Here is a 16,843-nt window from a genome sequence, read left to right as displayed (position 1 = left end):
CCGCCATGAAACCGAACGCCGCAGCCCTGAAGGAATACGCCCGCCGCCGTGCCGCGCTGATGAAGCGCATCGGTCGCGACGGCGTCGCCATCATCCCCTCGGCGCGCGAGGTGATCCGCGCCCGCGACACGCATTACCGCTTCCGCCAGGACAGCGACTTCATGTACCTGAGCGGCTTTCCCGAACCGGACGCCGTGCTGGTGCTGGTGCCGGGCCGCAGGATCGACGGCCACAAGGCCGAGTACGTGCTGTTCGTGCGCTCGCGCGATCCGGACCGCGAGATCTGGGACGGCCGCCGCGCCGGGCCCGAGGGCGCGGTGCGCGACTACGAGGTCGACGAAGCGTTCACCATCGAGGAATTCGAGGAGCAGCTGCCGCAGCTGCTCGGCGGCCGTTCGCGCGTGCACTACACGATGGGCGAGCACGCCGAATGGGACCCGAAGATCGCCGCCTGCGTGCGCGAGATCCGTGAGGTGTCGCGCCGCGGCGCGATGGCGCCGACCGATTTCGTCGCGCTCGAAACCAGCCTGCACGAGATGCGCCTGCACAAGTCGGCGAGCGAACTGAAGACCCTGGCCGAGGCCTGCCGCATCAGCGCCGAGGCGCACGTCCTGGCGATGCGCGCGGCGCGGCCGGGCCTGCGCGAATGGCAGGTCGGCGCCGAGATCGAGGCGCACTTCCTGCGCCACGGCATGCAGCCGGGCTACGGCTCGATCGTCGGCGGCGGCGCCAACGCCTGCATCCTGCATTACGTCGAGAACGACGACGTGCTGCGCGACGGCGAGCTGCTGCTGATCGACGCCGGCGGCGAACTCGACGGCTACACCGCCGACATCACGCGCAGCTTTCCGGTCGGCGGCCGCTTCAGCCAGGCGCAGCGGGAGGTCTACGAGATCGTGCTGGCCGCCAACGAGGCGGCGATCAAGACGCTGAAAGTCGGCGAGTCGGTCGGCAAGCCGCACGAGGTGGCGACGCGCATCCTCACCGAAGGCCTGGTCGATCTCGGTCTGCTCAAGGGCAGCGTCAAGGACCTCATCAAGGCCGGCCGGCAGCGCCGCTTCTACATGCACGGCACCGGCCACTGGCTCGGCATGGACGTGCACGACGTCGGTCGCTACCGGATCGACGGCGAGTACCGCCGCTTCGAGGCCGGCATGGTGATGACGGTCGAACCCGGGCTCTACATCGCCCCCGGCAGCGAGGGCGTCGACGAGCGCTACTGGGGCATCGGCATCCGCATCGAGGACGATGTGGTGGTGACCGACGACGGTCCGCGCGTGCTGACCGGCGGCGTGCCGAAAGCCGTCGCTGAAATCGAAAAGCTGATGGCGGCGTGAGCGCGGTGACGGACGAAGCGGCGACGCTGCCGGCATTCGATGTCGCGATCGTCGGCGGCGGTCTGGTCGGCGCCAGCCTCGCCGTCGGCCTCGCGCCGGGCGGGCGCCGCGTCGCGCTGATCGAGGCGGCGCCGCCGCCGGCGACGGCGCAGAGCTGGGACGAGCGCTGCATCGCGCTCAATCACGCCAGCCAGCAGATCTTCGCCGCGCTCGGCGTCTGGGACGCGCTGGCGCCCGAGGCGGCGCCGATCACCTCGACGCACATCTCCGAGCAGGGCCGTTTCGGCGTCGCCCGCTTCAGCGCCGCCGAGGCCGGCCTCGACGCGCTCGGCTACAACGTGCCGCTGCGTGCGATCGGCCAGGCGCTGTGGCAGCGCCTGCTGCAGGCGCTCGGCACGACGGCGCTCTACTGTCCGGCGCAGCTGCAGGCCCTGCAGCGCGATGACGAGGGTGCGACGCTGCAGCTCGCCGACGGTGAGCGCCTGCGCGCGCGGCTGGTCATCGCCGCCGACGGCGCCGGCTCGCGCGTGCGCGAGCTGCTCGGCATCGGCAGCGCGCGCCGCGACTACGAGCAGTCGGCGATCGTCACCGCCGTGCGCACGACGCGGCCGCACGGCGGCTGCGCCTACGAGCGCTTCACGCCGGAAGGGCCGATCGCGCTGCTGCCGAAGACGCGTGACGCGCACACCTGCTCGCTGGTCTGGACCACGCCGGCGGCGGCGGTCGCCGCGCGGCTCGCCGCCGGCGACGCCGAATTCATCACCGCCGCCGAAGCCTGCTTCGGCGAACGCCTCGGCCGCTTCGTCGAACTCGGCCGCCGCCAGGCGCATCCGCTGGCGCGCGTGCTCAGCGACGCGCTGCGGGCATCGCGGGTGCTGTTCGTCGGCAACGCCGCGCAGTCGCTGCATCCGGTCGCGGCGCAGGGTTTCAATCTCGGCCTGCGCGATGTCGCCACCGTGATCGAAGTGCTCGACGCGGCCGGCGCCGATCCGGGCGTGGCCGCCGTGCTCGACGATTACGCCGCGCGCCGTGCGCGCGATCGCGAGCGTGTCGCCGGCTTCACCGACCATCTGGTGCGCCTGTTCTCGAACCGCGTGCCGGGCCTGCGCGGCCTGCGCCATCTCGGCCTGCTCGCGCTCGATCTGGCGCCGCCGCTGAAGCAGGCGGTGATGTGGCAGAACCTCGGCTTCGGCGGCGACACGCCGCGCCTGGCGCGGGGCGGCTGATGAGCGCGATCGCGCAGTGCGACGTCGCCGTCGTCGGCGGCGGCCTGGTCGGCGCCGCGGCCGCGCTCGGTTTCGCGCAGCAGGGCCTGACCGTGCAGCTGCTCGAGCGCGGCGGTCCGACGCCGCGCGTGCTCGATGCCGGCGACGACTACGACCTGCGCGTCTACGCGCTGGCGCCGTCCTGCGTGGCCCTGCTCGAACGTCTCGGCGTGTGGCCGGAGGTGCAAGCCGTGCGCAGCTCGCCGTACCAGCGCATGCAGGTCTGGGAGAGCGAAGCGGAACGCGCCCTGCGTTTCGACGCCGGCGACGCCCGCGTGCCGGCGCTGGGCCATATCGTCGAGAGCGGTCTGCTCGCCGACGTGCTGTGGCGGCATCTGCCGGCGGGCGTCGCGCGCGCCGGCGTGCAGGTCGCGGCGGTGGCGAGCGATGACGCCGGCGCCGAACTGCGGCTCGACGATGGCGGCACCCTGCGCACGCGCCTGCTGGTCATCGCCGAAGGGCGCGAATCGCGTCTGCGCGCGGCGCTCGGCATCGAGGCGCTCAGCGCGCAGTACGAGCAGACCGCGGTGGTCTGCCATGTGCGTACCGAGCGGCCGCACCGGCAGACCGCCTGGCAGCGTTTCCTGCCGACCGGACCGCTGGCGCTGCTGCCGCTCGCCGACGGGCGCTCGTCGATCGTCTGGTCGTCGACCGCGGCCGAGGCGCTGCTCGCGCTCGACGACGAGTCGTTCTGCCGCGCCCTCGGCGAGGCCAGCCAGCACGTGCTCGGCGCCATCACCGGCTGCACGCGGCGCGTGCAGTTCCCGCTGGCGCTGCAGCACGCCGAACGTTACGTCGCCGGGTGCGCGGTGCTGGTCGGCGACGCCGCGCACGTCGTCCATCCGCTCGCCGGGCAGGGCGTCAATCTCGGCTTCGGCGACGTCGCCGTGCTGCTCGACACGATCGCCGCGGCGCGCGCCGAGAGTCGCGACTGGGCGGCGCCGCGCGTGCTGAAGCGCTACGAGCGCGCGCGTCGCGCCGACGTGCTCGACATGCTGGCGGTGACCGACGGGCTGTATCGCGCGTTCCGCGTGCCGGGCGCCGGCCGCCTGCGCGACGCCGGTCTGGCCGCCGTCAACGCCGTCGCGCCGCTGCGGCGCGAACTGGTGCGCCGCGCGATCGGCGCCTGAGGCGCCGCCGGCTGTGGCCGGACGCCGGTCGCGAAGGCAGTTCCCGAGACGAAAAAGGCCGCGACCCTCGTGCGTCCACGACGGTCGCGGCCGGTTCGTGCCGTCGACGGGCTTACGGGCACATCGTCTGCGGATTCGGGAACGGCGTGACGCGCAGGAAGCGCGGTTCTTCCGGCAGGCGGATCTGACGGCCGTCGTTCAGCGTCAGCAGGTACTGGCCGCTGCCGAGGATTTCGGTATGCCCGGCGGCGTTGGTGACGGCGATGCTGCCGGCGAGCACGCCGTTCAGCGTCGCGCCGAGCGCCATGCCCTGTTCGAGATGCAGCAGTTCGAGGCTCTGCACGATGATCGGATCGCTGGCACAGGCGAGATCGCAGAGATAGGCGTAGTAGTCGGTGCCGCGGATGCCGATCGTGGCGACCGGCGTCGTCACCCGGTATTCCTCCGGATCGGCCTTGCCGATCAGGCCCGACACCGTGCGCAAGCCGCCCTTGAGCAGGCGCAGGAACGCGCGCTGCAGGCCGCCGCTCGGCGGCGGTGCGGTCGTCGCCGGGGTCGCCGGCTGCGCGGCCGCCGGCGCCGGCGTCGCGGCGGCGGGCGGGGTGTCCGGCTTCGTCGCGGCGTCCGGCGCCGGGCCGGCATAGGCGTAGGCCTCGATCGCCAAGCGCGAGTTCGGCCGCAGCAGCACGAATGCGCCGTCGCTGAAACGCACGTTGATGTAGCTGTTGGGGCCGGCGTTGAGGACGTCGCCGGCATAGACCTTGTCGCCCTTGGCGAGGTCGCGGACGCGTCCGCTGTCGGGGCTGAGCGCGGTGCCGTGGCCGGTCAGCAGGACGATTTCGCCGGCGGCCGGCGCGGTGTTCTCGGCGGGCGGCGACGACGGTGCGGCGGCGATCGCGGGCACGAGCCAGGCGAGCGCGCAGGCGGCGAGCAGGGCAGGGAAGTAGCGCATGGCGGTTCTCGTCGGGCTCACTGGCATTGCGTCGCCATCGGCGCTTCGCTGACCAGCGCCGGTTCGCTGCCCGGCGGCAGCGCCGGCTGCAGATCGTGCACGGTCACGGTCTGGGCGAGTCCGGTGGTGACGGTGGCGATGGTCGCGGCGGTCGCCTCGTCCTCGGGCGTCGGTTCGCCCGGCGTGCCGGGATCGGGACCGGGGCCGGCGGTGCCGGCGAGCACGGCGACCACGCCGCTGGTGCTCAGCTGCCCGGCGCCGTTGACCTTGCCGTTGGTCATGAACAGATAGTTCGCCGCATCGCCGCTGGCGGTCAGCGTCTGGGCCTGCAGGCCGCTGATGTTGATGTCGCCGGAGTAGCCGCCGCCGCCGTAGGCGAGCGTCACCGACGAAGCCGAGATCGGCAGATTGAGGCTCTGCACCAGATCGATGTTGCTGGTATCGCCGGTCGGGCGGTAGTTGTAGAAGAAGCTGCCTTCGGTCGCGATGTTCTGCGCGCTGACCGAGGTGGCGCGCACGTACAGATAGCCGCCGCCGAGGTAGACGTCGCCGAGGGCGACGCTGCCGCCGGCCTCGAAGCCGGCATTCGGGCCGTAGCTGCGCGGCATCAGGTTCGGCAGATCCGGATGGGCGGCGGCGAAGCTTTCGATCTGCGCGAGCAGATCGGCGTCGTAGCCGATGGCGATGCCGTTGCCGATGCTGAGGTAGGAATTGCTGCCTTCGGTGCCGTCCGAGGCCAGCGCGATCGAGTCCCCGGCGGTGACGCTGAGCGCGTCGGCGTAGAGCTGCAGCGACGCGCCGGCGGTCTTGGCGACGTCGTGGCTGCTGCCGACGTAGACGTAGCCGCCATCGATCGTGCCGCTGATCTCGACGTCGCCGCCGGCGCCGTACAGCACGATCGCGCCGTCCTCGCCGGACTCCATGCGCGTCGCCGAGATCGTGCCGCTGTTGTTGACGACGGTCTTGATCAGCGAGCGCGCGACGACCGCCGTCATGTAGACGGTGCCGCCGTCGGCGCGCAGCTCGCCGCTGTTGCTGACGCCGGCGTTCTGCGAGCGCGCGGCGAGCAGCGCGTCGTTGTCGGCGACTTCGTAATTGATGAGGCCCTGTTCGTCGAACGACAGCGTCATCGAGGCGCCGGCGTGCAGCGCGACGCGGCCGTAGTTGGCCTGGATCAGGCCGCCGTTGTGGACCTGATCGGCGAGCAGCACGACGTTGCCGCCGTCGGCGACGATGCTGCCGTTGTTGACGATGCTGCCGGGCGTGCCGCTGCCCTGCTGGAACTTGTAGCTGCCGGCGTTGAAGTCGGCGTCGCTGATGTCGAGCGTGGTCGCGATCAGCGAGCCGACGTTGATCTGCGCACCCTGCCCGAAGACGATGCCGTTCGGATTGACGAGGAACACGCGGCCGTTCGAGCTGATGCTGCCGGCGATATTCGAGGCCGCGGTGCCGGTGACGCGATTGAGGATCGCCGCCGAGGCGCTCGGCAGATCGAAGCGCACCGATTCGTCGGCGCCGACCGAAAAGTCCTGCCAGTTGACGATGGCGCTGTTCGAGGTCTGCGTGACGACCATCCGGCCGGTCTGGCCGCCGATCGTGGCGGTGCCGGACACGACTTGTCCGCCGCTCGGATTGGCGGCGGCCAGCGCCGGCGCCAGCAGGGCGACGGCAGCGGCGAAGTGATTCTTAGCGAAATGCGTCATGACGAAACTCCGGAAGCTCAGAACGCGACCGACAGCGACGCGAGCACGCGGCTGCTGTCGAGCTGGTCGCTGACCGTGCGGTTGTCGAGCGGGAAGGCCCAGTCGGCGCGGATCGTGACGCGATCCCAGGCGAGGTCGGCGCCGACGCCGGTAGCGCTCAGTGATTCCTTGGCGTCGATGCCGGCCGGCGCGTCGATCAGATACGTGCTGCCGGCCTCGATGAATACGCGCGGCACCCACAGCAGGCCGGCCCAGCCGATCGGGCGGCGCAGCGTCAGCGAGCCGAAGTAGCCGCGATCGCCGCGGATCTCGCCGGCCGGATAGCCGCGCACGCTGCTCGGTCCGCCGAGCGAGTAAGCCTCGGTGTCGACCAGCGGGTCCGGCGAGTAGACGCCGTTGACGCGCGCCAGCAGCTGCGTCTGCCAGAGCAGCGGTTGCAGGTGCTGCACGTCGAGCTCCCAGCGCAGCAGTTCCTTGCCGTGCGTGACGCGGCTGCCGTTGGCGAGCAGATCGTCGCGGTCCTGGCGCTCGAAGTTGGTGTGGATCGTCGTGTTGAGCTGGGTGACCGCGAGGTTGCGGTAGCTGTGCGTCAGCTGCGCGCCGAACTCGACGAGGTTGATCGCCGTGCTGTTGAAGGTCGCGCCGGTGAAATCGGCGTTGGCGAGCGTGCGTGACACGCCGCCGCTGAGCGTGAGCTGGGTCGCGCCGCCGCGCAGCAGCGGATGCTCGACGAGCAGGCGGCCGGCGCGGTTGCGGCCGTCGATCGGCGCATCGACGACGTCGAACGCCGCTTCGCCGTACGAGACCTTGAGGCGGGTGCCACCGAAGTTCAGCGGCAGGCCGTACTCCAGGTAACCATAGGTCAGCAGGCTATCCTCGGAGCGCATCGCGATCAGCGTCAGCTGGTCTTCGGCGCCGAACGGGTTGTTGAACTGGCCGAGCGCCGAGACCCGGAAGCGGCCGACGTCCTTGCGGCCGAAATTGTCGGCGTTGATCGAGCCCTCGATTGGCTTTTCCTCGACGCGCACGACGAGGTCCGTGGTGCCGTATTGCGCGCCGGGCCGCAGCACCGCGCGCGCCTGCAGGCCGGGCAGCGTGTTGAGCAGGCGCAGGCTGTCCTCGACGTCGTCACCGCGGTAGAGGCTGCCCGGCGGCGTCGCCTCGAAATAGCGGCGGATCTGCTCGTCGCTATAGAGCGTGTTGTGGTCGGCGTCGATGTGCGCGATGCGGCCTTCGCTGACCTGCAGTTGCACGGTGCCGGTGCTGATCTTCTGCGGCGGCAGCGTCACCGACGCCAGCGTGTAGCCGTGCGCCACGTAGTAGTCGGTGACGCGGTCGGCGGCTTCGTACAGCTCCAGCAGCGTCAGCGGGCGCTGCGTGTATGCGGCGATCACGCCCTGCAGTTCCGCCGCCGGGAACACGGTATTGCCGCTGAACTCGAAGCGGCTGACGGTGACAGTCGGCCCACCGGGCGCGACCGTGCGCGCGCTGCTCGCCGGGGCCTCGATCTGCGGCGCCGGCGGCGCGGCCTTCAGCGGCTCGGGCCGCTTCAATGTGTCGCCAACCTGACCGGGCGTGACCTGTGCCAGTGCCGGCCCAAGCGCGCCGCCGAGCGCGAGCGCCAGGCCCGCGGCTTTCGGATCCATCCGCAAAAGCATGCTTCCCCCGAATTATTGTTTGACGCGCAGCCGGCCGTTCGAGCAAAAAACGACTATAGCCCACGCCTGCTGGCACCAAGCTGCATTTGTCCTGACAGCTGCAGGCCTGGCGTGTGCCAGTTCACGTGAGCGGCCTCGGACGCCCCCGCGCCCGTGTCCGACTCGCCAGCGGCCGGCCGGCTCGCTTATCATGCGCGCACTCCGCGCCCCCGGAGACCACCTGTACTGGTGGCGTCGGCCGGGAGCGTGGCAGCAACGAACAAGTCGCAAACAGCACCGCGCGAGAGACCACCGGCAACGGTGGCGCCGAAGGCGCAAATCCGCCCGGAATCGCTCAGGGTTCTCGGCCGCGCTTGCGAAGCGCAGCTTCGCGCGGACGGGAACGCCCGGCCAGGGACGGCCGGGCAGGGGTCGGATCGGGAGATGCGGTGTCGCCACGGATGGCCGTGGCCGAGTTTGTTTTAAAGTAGCAAGCAGCATCGCGCGAGAGACCACCGGCAACGGTGGCGCCGAAGGCGCAAATCCGCCCGGAATCGCTCAGGCAAACGGAGCGCGGTGCTGCAGTAACACTCTGGAGAGCGCCCGCCGCAAGGCAGGCCACCGACGAGGCAGAAGCGGTACATCCGCTTTCGAACTTTCAGGTACACCGGACAGAGGGGCGGTTTTCGCAACGACATTTCATGACGCGGGAACCGTATGCTCAAGCAGACAGCGCTGCACGCTGAACACGTCCGCCTCGGCGCCAAGCTGGTCGATTTCGCCGGCTGGGACATGCCGATCCAGTACCAGTCCCAGCTCGACGAGCATCACGCGGTGCGCCAGGCCGCCGGCATGTTCGACGTCGCCCACATGGCCGCCGTCGATCTGCACGGCGCGCGCACGCGCGAGTTCCTGCGCCACCTGCTGGCCAACGACGTCGCCAAGCTGACGCAGCCGGGCAAGGCGCTGTATTCCTGCATGCTGCGCGAGGACGGCGGCGTCCTCGACGATCTCATCTGCTACTTCCTCGACGAGAGCTGGTTCCGTCTGGTCGTCAACGCCGGCACCACCGACAAGGATCTGGCGTGGATCCGCCAGCAGGCGCGGGCGTTCGGCGTCGAGGTCCGTCATCGCGACGATCTCGGCATCCTCGCCGTGCAGGGGCCGCAGGCCCGCGGTCAGGTCGTGCCGCGGCTGCCGCAGGCGCTGCGCGTGCCGGCCGAAGCGCTCGTCAACTTTCAGGCGGCGCATGACGGCGAATGGTTCATTGCCCGTACCGGCTATACCGGCGAGGACGGCTTCGAGCTGATCCTGCCGCACGCCGATCTGGTCGCGCTCTGGCAGGGTCTGCTGGCCGACGGCGTCAAGCCCTGCGGACTCGGCGCGCGCGACACGCTGCGCCTTGAGGCCGGCATGAACCTCTACGGCCAGGACATGGATGAAGCGACGCAGCCGCTCGAGTCCGGCCTCGGCTGGACGATCGCGTGGGAGCCGAAGGACCGAGACTTCATCGGTCGCACCGCGATCGAGCCGCTGCGCGGCGCCAGCCCGAAGAAGTTTGTCGGCCTGGTGCTGGAGGGCCGCGGCATCGTGCGCGCGCACATGAAGCTGCGCTTCGCCAACGGCGCCGGCGGCGAGACCACCAGCGGCGGCTTCGCGCCGACGATGAAGCAGTCGATCGCGCTGGCGCGCATCGACGCCGGCGCCGAGGGCGCCTGCGAGGTCGAGATCCGCGGCCAGTGGGTCGCGGCGCGCCTCGTCAAGCCGCCGTTCGTGCGCCACGGCAAGGTGCTGGTCTAGGCCCGCGCTGGCGCCGAGGTCCAGCCCGCGCCGAAACGCGGCCCGACTTTTTCCGGATCAGATTTTCAGGAGAACCTTCGATGAGCAACATTCCCGCCGATCTCAAGTACGTCAAGTCGCATGAGTGGGTCCGCGTCGAGGCGGACGGCACCGTCACCGTCGGCATCACCGATTTCGCGCAGGGTTCGCTCGGCGACCTCGTGTTCGTCGAGGTGCCGGCCGTCGGCCGCACGCTGGCCAAGGAAGAGTCGTGCGCGGTCGTCGAGTCGGTGAAGGCCGCCAGCGACGTCTACGCGCCGATCGCCGGTGAAGTCGTCGCCGCCAACGACAAGCTCGGCGGCAGCCCGGAAATCCTCAACAGCGATCCGTACCAGGAAGGCTGGCTGTGGAAGATGAAGCCGGCGAACGCCGCCGATCTCGGCAGCCTGCTCGACGCCGCCGCCTACGCGGATTTCCTCAAGACGCTCTGATTCGCGCGTCCCGCTTTCCTACTGCCGCACTGCCATGCCGTTCATTCCGCATACCGAAACCGATGTGAAGGAGATGCTCGCCGCGATCCAGGCGCCGAGCATCGATGCGCTGTTCGATGAGATCCCGCCCGCACTGCGCTGCGGCGCGCTGACCGGCATCCCGGAAGGCCTGAGCGAAATGGCGGTGACCCAGCTGATGATGGCGCGCGCGCAGCAGGACGCGTTCGCGCTCAACTTCATCGGCGCCGGTGCCTACGAGCACCACATTCCGGCGGCGGTGTGGGAGATCACCACGCGCGGCGAGTTCTACTCGGCGTACACGCCGTACCAGGCCGAGGCGAGCCAGGGCACGCTGCAGCTGCTGTACGAATACCAGACGATGATCTGCGGGCTGACCGGCATGGAGGTGTCGAACGCCTCGATGTACGACGGCGGCTCGGCGCTTGGCGAAGCGCTGCTGATGGCGATGCGCGCGAACAAGCAGAACCCGTCCGGCACGATGCTGGTGCCGCGCGCGGTGAATCCGCTGTATCGCGACGTCGTCGCCAGCACGACCGGCGCGCAGGGCGTGCACCAAGTGTTCGTCGACTATGACGCGCGCAGCGGCCAGACCGCGCTGGCGGCGCTGCAGGCGCACGCCGGCGAGAAGCCGACCGCGGTGGTGATCCAGCAGCCGAACTTCTTCGGCGTGCTCGAGGACGTCGACGCGATCACCGACTGGGCGCACGCGCAGGGCGCGCTGGTCGTCGCCGTCGTCAACCCGACCGCGCTGGCGGTGCTCAAAGCGCCCGGCAACTGGGGCACGAAGGGCGCCGACATCGTCTGCGGCGAAGGCCAGCCGCTCGGCGCGCCGCTGGCGTCCGGCGGTCCGTACTTCGGCTTCCTGACCACCAAGATGGCGTACGTGCGCGAAATGCCGGGTCGCATCGTCGGCCGCACCGTCGATCTCGACGGCAAGCCGGGCTACACGCTGACCCTGCAGGCGCGCGAGCAGCACATCCGCCGCGCCAAGGCCAAGTCCAACATCTGCACCAACCAGGGCCTGCTGGTCACCGCGGCGACGATCTACATGTCGCTGCTCGGTCCGCGCGGCCTGGCCGAGGTCGCCTCGGCCTCGCTCGCCAACACGCGCGAACTGGTCGCGCAGCTGAGCGGCATCGCCGGCGTCGAGCCGGTGTTCGCCGGCGCGCATTTCCACGAGTCTGCGATCCGCCTGCCCGGGCCGGTCAAGCCGGTGCTCGCGGCGCTCGCGCAGCAGGGCATTTTCGGCGGCTACGATCTCTCGGACCGCTATCCGGAACTCGGCCATGCGCTGCTGGTCTGCGCGACCGAAACCAAGACCGCGGAGCAGCTCGCGCAATATCGCGACGCGCTGGCCCGCGTACTCGCCTGAACAGGTCCTCAGAAGGAGCGTGACATGGCTACGGTGACGATGCGCGGCAACCCGGTCCACACCAACGGCGAACTGCCGGCGGTCGGCAGCACGGCGCCCGGCTTCAAGCTGGTCGGCGCCGATCTCAAGGACGTGACGCCGGCGAGCTTTGCCGGCAAGCGCAAGATCCTCAACATCTTCCCGTCGATCGATACGCCGACCTGCGCGATGTCGGTGCGCCAGTTCAACCAGCGCGCCGCCGGCCTCTCCGACACCGTCGTGCTGTGCGTCTCGGCCGACCTGCCGTTCGCGCAGAAGCGTTTCTGCGGCGCCGAGGGCATCGCCAACGTGGTGACGCTGTCGATGATGCGCGACCGTCACTTCGCCAAGGACTACGGCGTGCTGCTCGAAGACGGCCCGCTTGCCGGCCTGACGGCGCGCGCCGTCGTCGTGCTCGACGCCGACGATCGCGTGCTGCATGCCGAACTGGTTGCCGAGATCGCCAACGAACCGAACTACGAGGCCGCGCTCAAGGCGCTGGCCTGAACCGCCTGCTTTCCTGCGTCAAGACATGACTGAGAAACTGATTTTCGAAGTGTCGCGCCCCGGCCGCACGGCCACCGCGCAGAACCCGAACCGCGGCGTCGATCTGAGCGCCATCCCGGAGGCGCTGCGCCGCCAGGACCCGCCGAACCTGCCCGAGGTTTCGGAGATGCAGGCGGTCCGCCACTTCACGCGGCTGTCGCAGAAGAACTTCTCGATCGACACGCACTTCTACCCGCTGGGTTCGTGCACGATGAAGTACAACCCGCGCGCCAGCAACAAGCTGGCGATGCTGCCGCAGTTCCTGGCGCGCCATCCGCTGGCGCCGGAATCGCACAGCCAGGGTTTCCTCGCCTGCATGCACGATCTGCAGGAAATCCTGAAGGAAGTGACCGGCATGGCCGGCGTCTCGCTGACGCCGATGGCCGGCGCACAGGGCGAGTTCGCCGGCGTGGCGATGATCAAGGCCTATCACAAGGCGCGCGGCGACCTCGCGCGCACCGAGATCCTCGTGCCGGACGCCGCGCACGGCACCAACCCGGCGACTGCGGCGATGCTCGGCTGCACGGTGCGCGAGATCCCGACCAACGACGACGGCGACGTCGACGTCGAGGCGCTGAAGGCCGCGGTCGGTCCGCAGACGGCCGGCATCATGCTGACCAATCCGTCGACCTTCGGCGTGTTCGAGCGCCGCATCAAGGAGATCGCCGAGATCGTCCACGAGGCCGGCGGCCTGCTGTACTACGACGGCGCCAATCTCAACGCGATCCTCGGCAAGGTGCGGCCGGGTGACATGGGCTTCGACGTCATTCACATGAACCTGCACAAGACCTTCTCGACGCCGCACGGCGGCGGCGGGCCGGGTGCCGGCGCGGTCGGCGTCTCCGAGCGTCTCAAGCCGTTCATGCCGACGCCGCTGGTCGGCAAGGACGGCGAGACCTACCGCTGGCTGACCGAGCAGGATCTGCCGCAGACGATCGGACGCCTGTCGGCGTGGATGGGCAACGCCGGCGTGCTGATGCGCGCCTATATCTATGCCCGCATGCTCGGTCGCGACGGCATGCAGCGCGTCGCCGAGTTCGCGACGCTCAATGCCAATTACCTGGCGGCACGTCTGAAGGAGAAGGGCTTCGATCTGGCGTTCCCGGCGCGCCGCGCCTCGCACGAGTTCATCGTCACGCTGAAGAAGCAGAAGCAGGAAATCGAGATGACGGCGACCGACGTCGCCAAGCGCCTGCTCGATTACGGCTTTCACGCGCCGACGGTTTACTTCCCGCTGCTGGTGCCGGAATGCCTGCTGATCGAGCCGACCGAGACCGAGGACAAGGAAACGCTCGATACCTTCGTCGACGCGCTGGTCGCGATCTGGGAGGAGGGCAAGCAGGACATCGCCAAGCTCAAGGGGGCGCCGTACACGATGCCGGTGCGTCGGCTCGACGATGTGCGCGCTGCGCGCCAGCTCGACCTGCGCTACGTGCCGGCCTGAGCGCCGGTCTTCGGGTACGAAAAAAGCCCGCCGAAAGGCGGGCTTTTTTGATAAAGCGCTGCGGCCAATCGCGGCGGCGCGGTCGCTCCGGCGATGCCGGCGGCGTTTGCCTCAGGCGGCCTTCGGCAGGGCGCGTTCGACGCGAGCGGCCGGCATCGAGGCCACGCTGCAGTCCGCGGCTTTCGGCTGCGGCGGCAGAACCGACTGCGCGACGCCGCTGCGCTCGGCGAACCAGTCGCGCACCGCGAACACGACCAGCGCGGCGGTGAGCAGGCCGGTCGCCCAGAGGATGAAGCTGACGAAGGGCAGGATTTCCATGGCAAGCACTCCTTAAATTCAAGGCGGTCCGCTTCGGGGGAATCAACGGACTGCGCTGAGCCTATTTATAGGCACTTTGTTGCAATGCAACAATTGATATTTTCTGATCGGGTTCGTTAAAAAAACTAAACTATCGTGCGCCGGCGCCGCTCGCCGGTTTCGGCGACAATTCGCAAGTTTCGACAACTACTTACGACCGCGTACGGCGCGATTTCATGGCAGACGGCATCAAGGGCTGGGCGCGGCTGATCCGCGCCACCAAGGTTTCCTACTGGGGGCTCGGCTGGGCGCTGCGCGCCGAGGAGGCATTCCGCATCGAAGCGGCGCTGTGCGTGCTGCTGGCGCCGGCCGCGCTATGGCTCGGCCACAGCGGTGTCGAGCGTGCGGTGCTGCTGCTGAGCCTGTTCCTCGTGCTGATCACCGAGCTGCTGAACACGGCGGTGGAGGTCGTGGTCGACCGTATCGGTCCCGAGTGGAACGAGCTGTCGGGCCGGGCCAAGGATCTCGGCTCGGCGGCGGTGCATCTGTCGCTGCTGCAGGTTCCGGTCGTCTGGGCCTGCGTGCTGCTCGGTTGAGATTTTCTGCTCGGATTTCTGCGGCGCTGCGCCGCTTTCGCTGACCCATGGGCGCGCCCGCCGCGCCGCGAGGAGTTTCGATGTCTGCTTTGATCTGTGGTTCGGTGGCCTACGACACCATCATGGTCTATTCCGGCCAGTTCAAGAACGCGATCCTGCCGGACAAGGTCCACATCCTGAACGTGTCGTTCCTGGTGCCGCAGCTGCGCCGCGACTACGGCGGCACGGCCGGCAACATCGCCTACAACCTGCGCCTGCTCGGCGGCGAGCCGCTGCCGATGGGCACCGTCGGCCATGATTTCGGCGCCTACGAGAAGTGGCTCGACGAGAACGAGATCGACCGTACCTATCTCAAGGTCGTGCCCGATACCTATACGGCACAGGCCTACATCACGACCGATCTCGACGACAATCAGATCACGGCCTTCCATCCGGGGGCGATGGCGCAGGCCCACACGCTGCAGGTGACGGCGGCCGAGATCGCGCGCAAGGGTGTGAAGATCGGCTCGATCTCGGCCGAGTCGCGCGAGGCGATGCTGCTGCACGCGCAACAGTTCGTCGATGCCGGCGTGCCGTTCATCTTCGATCCGGGCCAGGGCATTCCGCTGTTCGACGGCGAAGAGTTCCGCGCCTTCATCGACAAGGCCAGCTACGTCGCCGTCAACGACTACGAAGCCGAGATCCTGATGCACCGTACCGGCTGGACGCTGGCGCAGATCGCCCAGCGGGTCGAAGCGCTGATCGTCACGCGCGGCGGCCAGGGCTCGCACATCTACACCGGCGGCCGCACGATCGAGATTCCGACCGCGCAGGCCGGCTCGCTGACCGATCCGACCGGCTGCGGCGATGCCTATCGCGGCGGCCTGCTGTACGGCCTGCTGCAGGGCTACGACTGGGAAACGACCGGCCGCATCGCCTCGCTGATGGGCGCGTACTGCATCGAGCGCCCGGGCACCCAGAACCACCGCTTCACGCCCGACGCGTTCCGCGCCCGCTACAAGAAGGCGTTCCGCGCCGACCTGGTCTGATGAGCGTGCTCACACTGAAGCTGAAGCCGCGCGAGGAACGACGCCTGCGCGCCGGCCACCTCTGGGTGTATTCGAACGAGATCGACGCCGGCGCCGATTTCCGCAACATCGAGCCCGGCGCGCTGTGCCGCGTGCTCGACAGCCGCGACAAGCCCCTCGGTCTCGGCTACGTCAATCCGCGCACGCTGCTGGCGGTACGCCTGCTCAGCGGCAACGTCGACGTCACGATCGACCGCGAATGGTTCGCGCGCCGCGTCGCCGGCGCGCTGGCGCTGCGCGAGCGCATCTACGGCGAGCCGTACTACCGCCTGATCTACGGCGAGGCCGACGGCCTGCCGGGCCTGGTCGTCGACCGCTACGGCGACGTCCTCGTCGTGCAGATCACGACCGCCGGCATGGAGCGGCTCAAGGCGCCGCTCATCGAGGCGCTGCAGGAAGTGCTGCAGCCGCGCGGCATCCTGCTGCGCAACGAGAACGCGGCGCGCGAACTCGAAGGCCTGGCGCAGGACAATGAGATCATCGGTGAGGTGCCCGATCCGATCGAGATCCGCGAGGAAGGGCTGCGCTACACGCTGTCGCTCGCCGGCGGCCAGAAGACCGGATTCTTCTTCGATCAGCGCGACAACCGCTCGCGCCTGGCCCGCTACGTGCGCGGCCGCAGCGTGCTCGACGTGTTCAGCTACGTCGGCGCCTGGGCGCTGCGCGCGCTGCACGACGGCGCCGCGAGCGCGACCTGCCTCGATTCCTCGTCGACGGCGCTCGACGCCGCGCAGGCCAGCGCTGCGCTGAACGGCCTGACGATCGAGACGATCCGCGACGACGCGCTCGCCGGCATGAAGGCACTGCGCGCGGCCGGCCGTCACTTCGACGTGGTGATCGTCGATCCGCCGGCACTGATCAAGCGGCGCAAGGACTTCGAAGCCGGCATCGAGCACTACGCGGCGCTCAACCGCGCGGCGCTGCAGCTGCTCGCTGCCGACGGCATTCTCGTCTCGTGCTCATGCTCGCATCATCTCGGCGCCGACGATCTGCAGCGCATCCTGCTGCGCGAGGCGCGCCACAGCGGCCGGCGCCTGCGGCTGCTCGAACAGGGCGCGCAGGGGCCCGACCATCCGGTGCATCCGGCGATCCCGGAGACGCGCTATCTGAAGGGCTTCTTCTGCTCGGCGACGGCCGAGTAGCGCGCCGCTTTCGCCAATCCGTCGCATCGCTCCCATTACAATCGCC

15 protein-coding genes and 2 riboswitches are annotated in these 16,843 nt (G+C 69.5%); of the genes, 11 read left to right on the top strand and 4 right to left on the bottom strand.

Translation table 11 applies throughout. The annotated features are described in order from the left end of the window. Nucleotides 1-5 precede the first annotated feature (5 nt). The 3 genes from pepP to K343_RS0109695 are packed head-to-tail and all read left to right on the top strand — an operon-like array spanning nt 6 to nt 3,732. Nucleotides 6-1,337, top strand: coding sequence for a Xaa-Pro aminopeptidase (gene pepP, locus K343_RS0109705; RefSeq protein WP_028007914.1), 1,332 nt, complete (start codon nt 6-8; stop codon nt 1,335-1,337). Then, nucleotides 1,334-2,563 carry a 2-octaprenyl-6-methoxyphenyl hydroxylase gene (gene ubiH, locus K343_RS0109700; RefSeq protein WP_051278119.1) on the top strand — a complete coding sequence of 410 codons (1,230 nt, stop codon included), beginning with the start codon at nt 1,334-1,336 and terminating at the stop codon, nt 2,561-2,563. The genes pepP and ubiH overlap by 4 nt, the downstream gene beginning before the upstream one ends. Then, nucleotides 2,563-3,732 (top strand): UbiH/UbiF/VisC/COQ6 family ubiquinone biosynthesis hydroxylase, encoded by a 1,170-nt coding sequence (locus K343_RS0109695; RefSeq protein ID WP_028007912.1) that lies wholly within the window; start codon nt 2,563-2,565, stop codon nt 3,730-3,732. The genes ubiH and K343_RS0109695 overlap by 1 nt, the downstream gene beginning before the upstream one ends. A gap of 112 nt (nt 3,733-3,844) precedes the next feature. On the opposite strand, the gene K343_RS23370 is transcribed toward K343_RS0109695, so the two are convergent. The 3 genes from K343_RS23370 to K343_RS0109680 are packed head-to-tail and all read right to left on the bottom strand — an operon-like array spanning nt 3,845 to nt 8,033. After that, nucleotides 3,845-4,684, bottom strand: a complete 840-nt coding sequence (locus tag K343_RS23370) for a FecR family protein (protein WP_028007911.1) — start codon at nt 4,682-4,684, stop codon at nt 3,845-3,847. A gap of 17 nt (nt 4,685-4,701) precedes the next feature. Beyond that, nucleotides 4,702-6,387, bottom strand: a complete 1,686-nt coding sequence (locus tag K343_RS0109685; protein WP_028007910.1) for a two-partner secretion domain-containing protein — start codon at nt 6,385-6,387, stop codon at nt 4,702-4,704. 17 nt (nt 6,388-6,404) lie between these two features. Then, the gene (locus tag K343_RS0109680; protein WP_028007909.1) at nt 6,405-8,033 is read right to left on the bottom strand and encodes a ShlB/FhaC/HecB family hemolysin secretion/activation protein; all 1,629 of its coding nucleotides are present in this window, start codon (nt 8,031-8,033) and stop codon (nt 6,405-6,407) included. 281 nt (nt 8,034-8,314) lie between these two features. Beyond that, nucleotides 8,315-8,405, top strand: a riboswitch (glycine riboswitch). Between the two features lie 112 nt (nt 8,406-8,517). Then, a riboswitch (glycine riboswitch) is annotated at nt 8,518-8,608 on the top strand. A 133-nt stretch (nt 8,609-8,741) separates the two neighbouring features. On the opposite strand from K343_RS0109680, the gene gcvT reads away from it, so the two are divergent. The 5 genes from gcvT (at nt 8,742) to gcvPB (ending at nt 13,695) form a co-directional block, all read left to right on the top strand. After that, the gene (gcvT, locus tag K343_RS0109675) at nt 8,742-9,824 is read left to right on the top strand and encodes a glycine cleavage system aminomethyltransferase GcvT (RefSeq protein WP_028007908.1); all 1,083 of its coding nucleotides are present in this window, start codon (nt 8,742-8,744) and stop codon (nt 9,822-9,824) included. A gap of 80 nt (nt 9,825-9,904) precedes the next feature. Beyond that, nucleotides 9,905-10,294 carry a glycine cleavage system protein GcvH gene (gcvH, locus tag K343_RS0109670; RefSeq protein WP_028007907.1) on the top strand — a complete coding sequence of 130 codons (390 nt, stop codon included), beginning with the start codon at nt 9,905-9,907 and terminating at the stop codon, nt 10,292-10,294. Nucleotides 10,295-10,328: 34 nt separating this feature from the next. Further along, nucleotides 10,329-11,687 carry an aminomethyl-transferring glycine dehydrogenase subunit GcvPA gene (gene gcvPA, locus K343_RS0109665; RefSeq protein ID WP_028007906.1) on the top strand — a complete coding sequence of 453 codons (1,359 nt, stop codon included), beginning with the start codon at nt 10,329-10,331 and terminating at the stop codon, nt 11,685-11,687. A gap of 24 nt (nt 11,688-11,711) precedes the next feature. After that, nucleotides 11,712-12,212 (top strand): thiol peroxidase, encoded by a 501-nt coding sequence (gene tpx / locus K343_RS0109660; RefSeq protein WP_028007905.1) that lies wholly within the window; start codon nt 11,712-11,714, stop codon nt 12,210-12,212. A 25-nt stretch (nt 12,213-12,237) separates the two neighbouring features. Then, complete coding sequence (gene gcvPB / locus K343_RS0109655) at nt 12,238-13,695, top strand: aminomethyl-transferring glycine dehydrogenase subunit GcvPB (RefSeq protein ID WP_028007904.1); 1,458 nt, start codon at nt 12,238-12,240, stop codon at nt 13,693-13,695. A 111-nt stretch (nt 13,696-13,806) separates the two neighbouring features. On the opposite strand, the gene K343_RS0109650 is transcribed toward gcvPB, so the two are convergent. After that, on the bottom strand, nt 13,807-14,013 hold the full coding sequence (locus K343_RS0109650) for a hypothetical protein (RefSeq protein ID WP_028007903.1): 207 nt from the start codon (nt 14,011-14,013) through the stop codon (nt 13,807-13,809). A gap of 215 nt (nt 14,014-14,228) precedes the next feature. On the opposite strand from K343_RS0109650, the gene K343_RS0109645 reads away from it, so the two are divergent. The 3 genes from K343_RS0109645 to K343_RS0109635 all read left to right on the top strand — a co-directional run bounded on the left by K343_RS0109645 (nt 14,229) and on the right by K343_RS0109635 (nt 16,797). Continuing rightward, nucleotides 14,229-14,588, top strand: coding sequence for a diacylglycerol kinase (locus K343_RS0109645; protein ID WP_028007902.1), 360 nt, complete (start codon nt 14,229-14,231; stop codon nt 14,586-14,588). A gap of 80 nt (nt 14,589-14,668) precedes the next feature. Then, on the top strand, nt 14,669-15,616 hold the full coding sequence (locus tag K343_RS0109640) for a carbohydrate kinase family protein (protein WP_028007901.1): 948 nt from the start codon (nt 14,669-14,671) through the stop codon (nt 15,614-15,616). Further along, nucleotides 15,616-16,797, top strand: a complete 1,182-nt coding sequence (locus K343_RS0109635) for a class I SAM-dependent rRNA methyltransferase (RefSeq protein ID WP_028007900.1) — start codon at nt 15,616-15,618, stop codon at nt 16,795-16,797. Before K343_RS0109640 ends, K343_RS0109635 begins: the two co-directional genes overlap by 1 nt. The last annotated feature ends 46 nt before the right edge of the window (nt 16,798-16,843 follow it).

Source organism: Solimonas flava DSM 18980 (assembly GCF_000426685.1).
Classification (GTDB): Bacteria; Pseudomonadota; Gammaproteobacteria; order Nevskiales; family Nevskiaceae; genus Solimonas; species Solimonas flava.
Note: the sequence above shows the minus strand (reverse complement) of the source record. Positions and strands in the feature narration are given on the sequence as shown.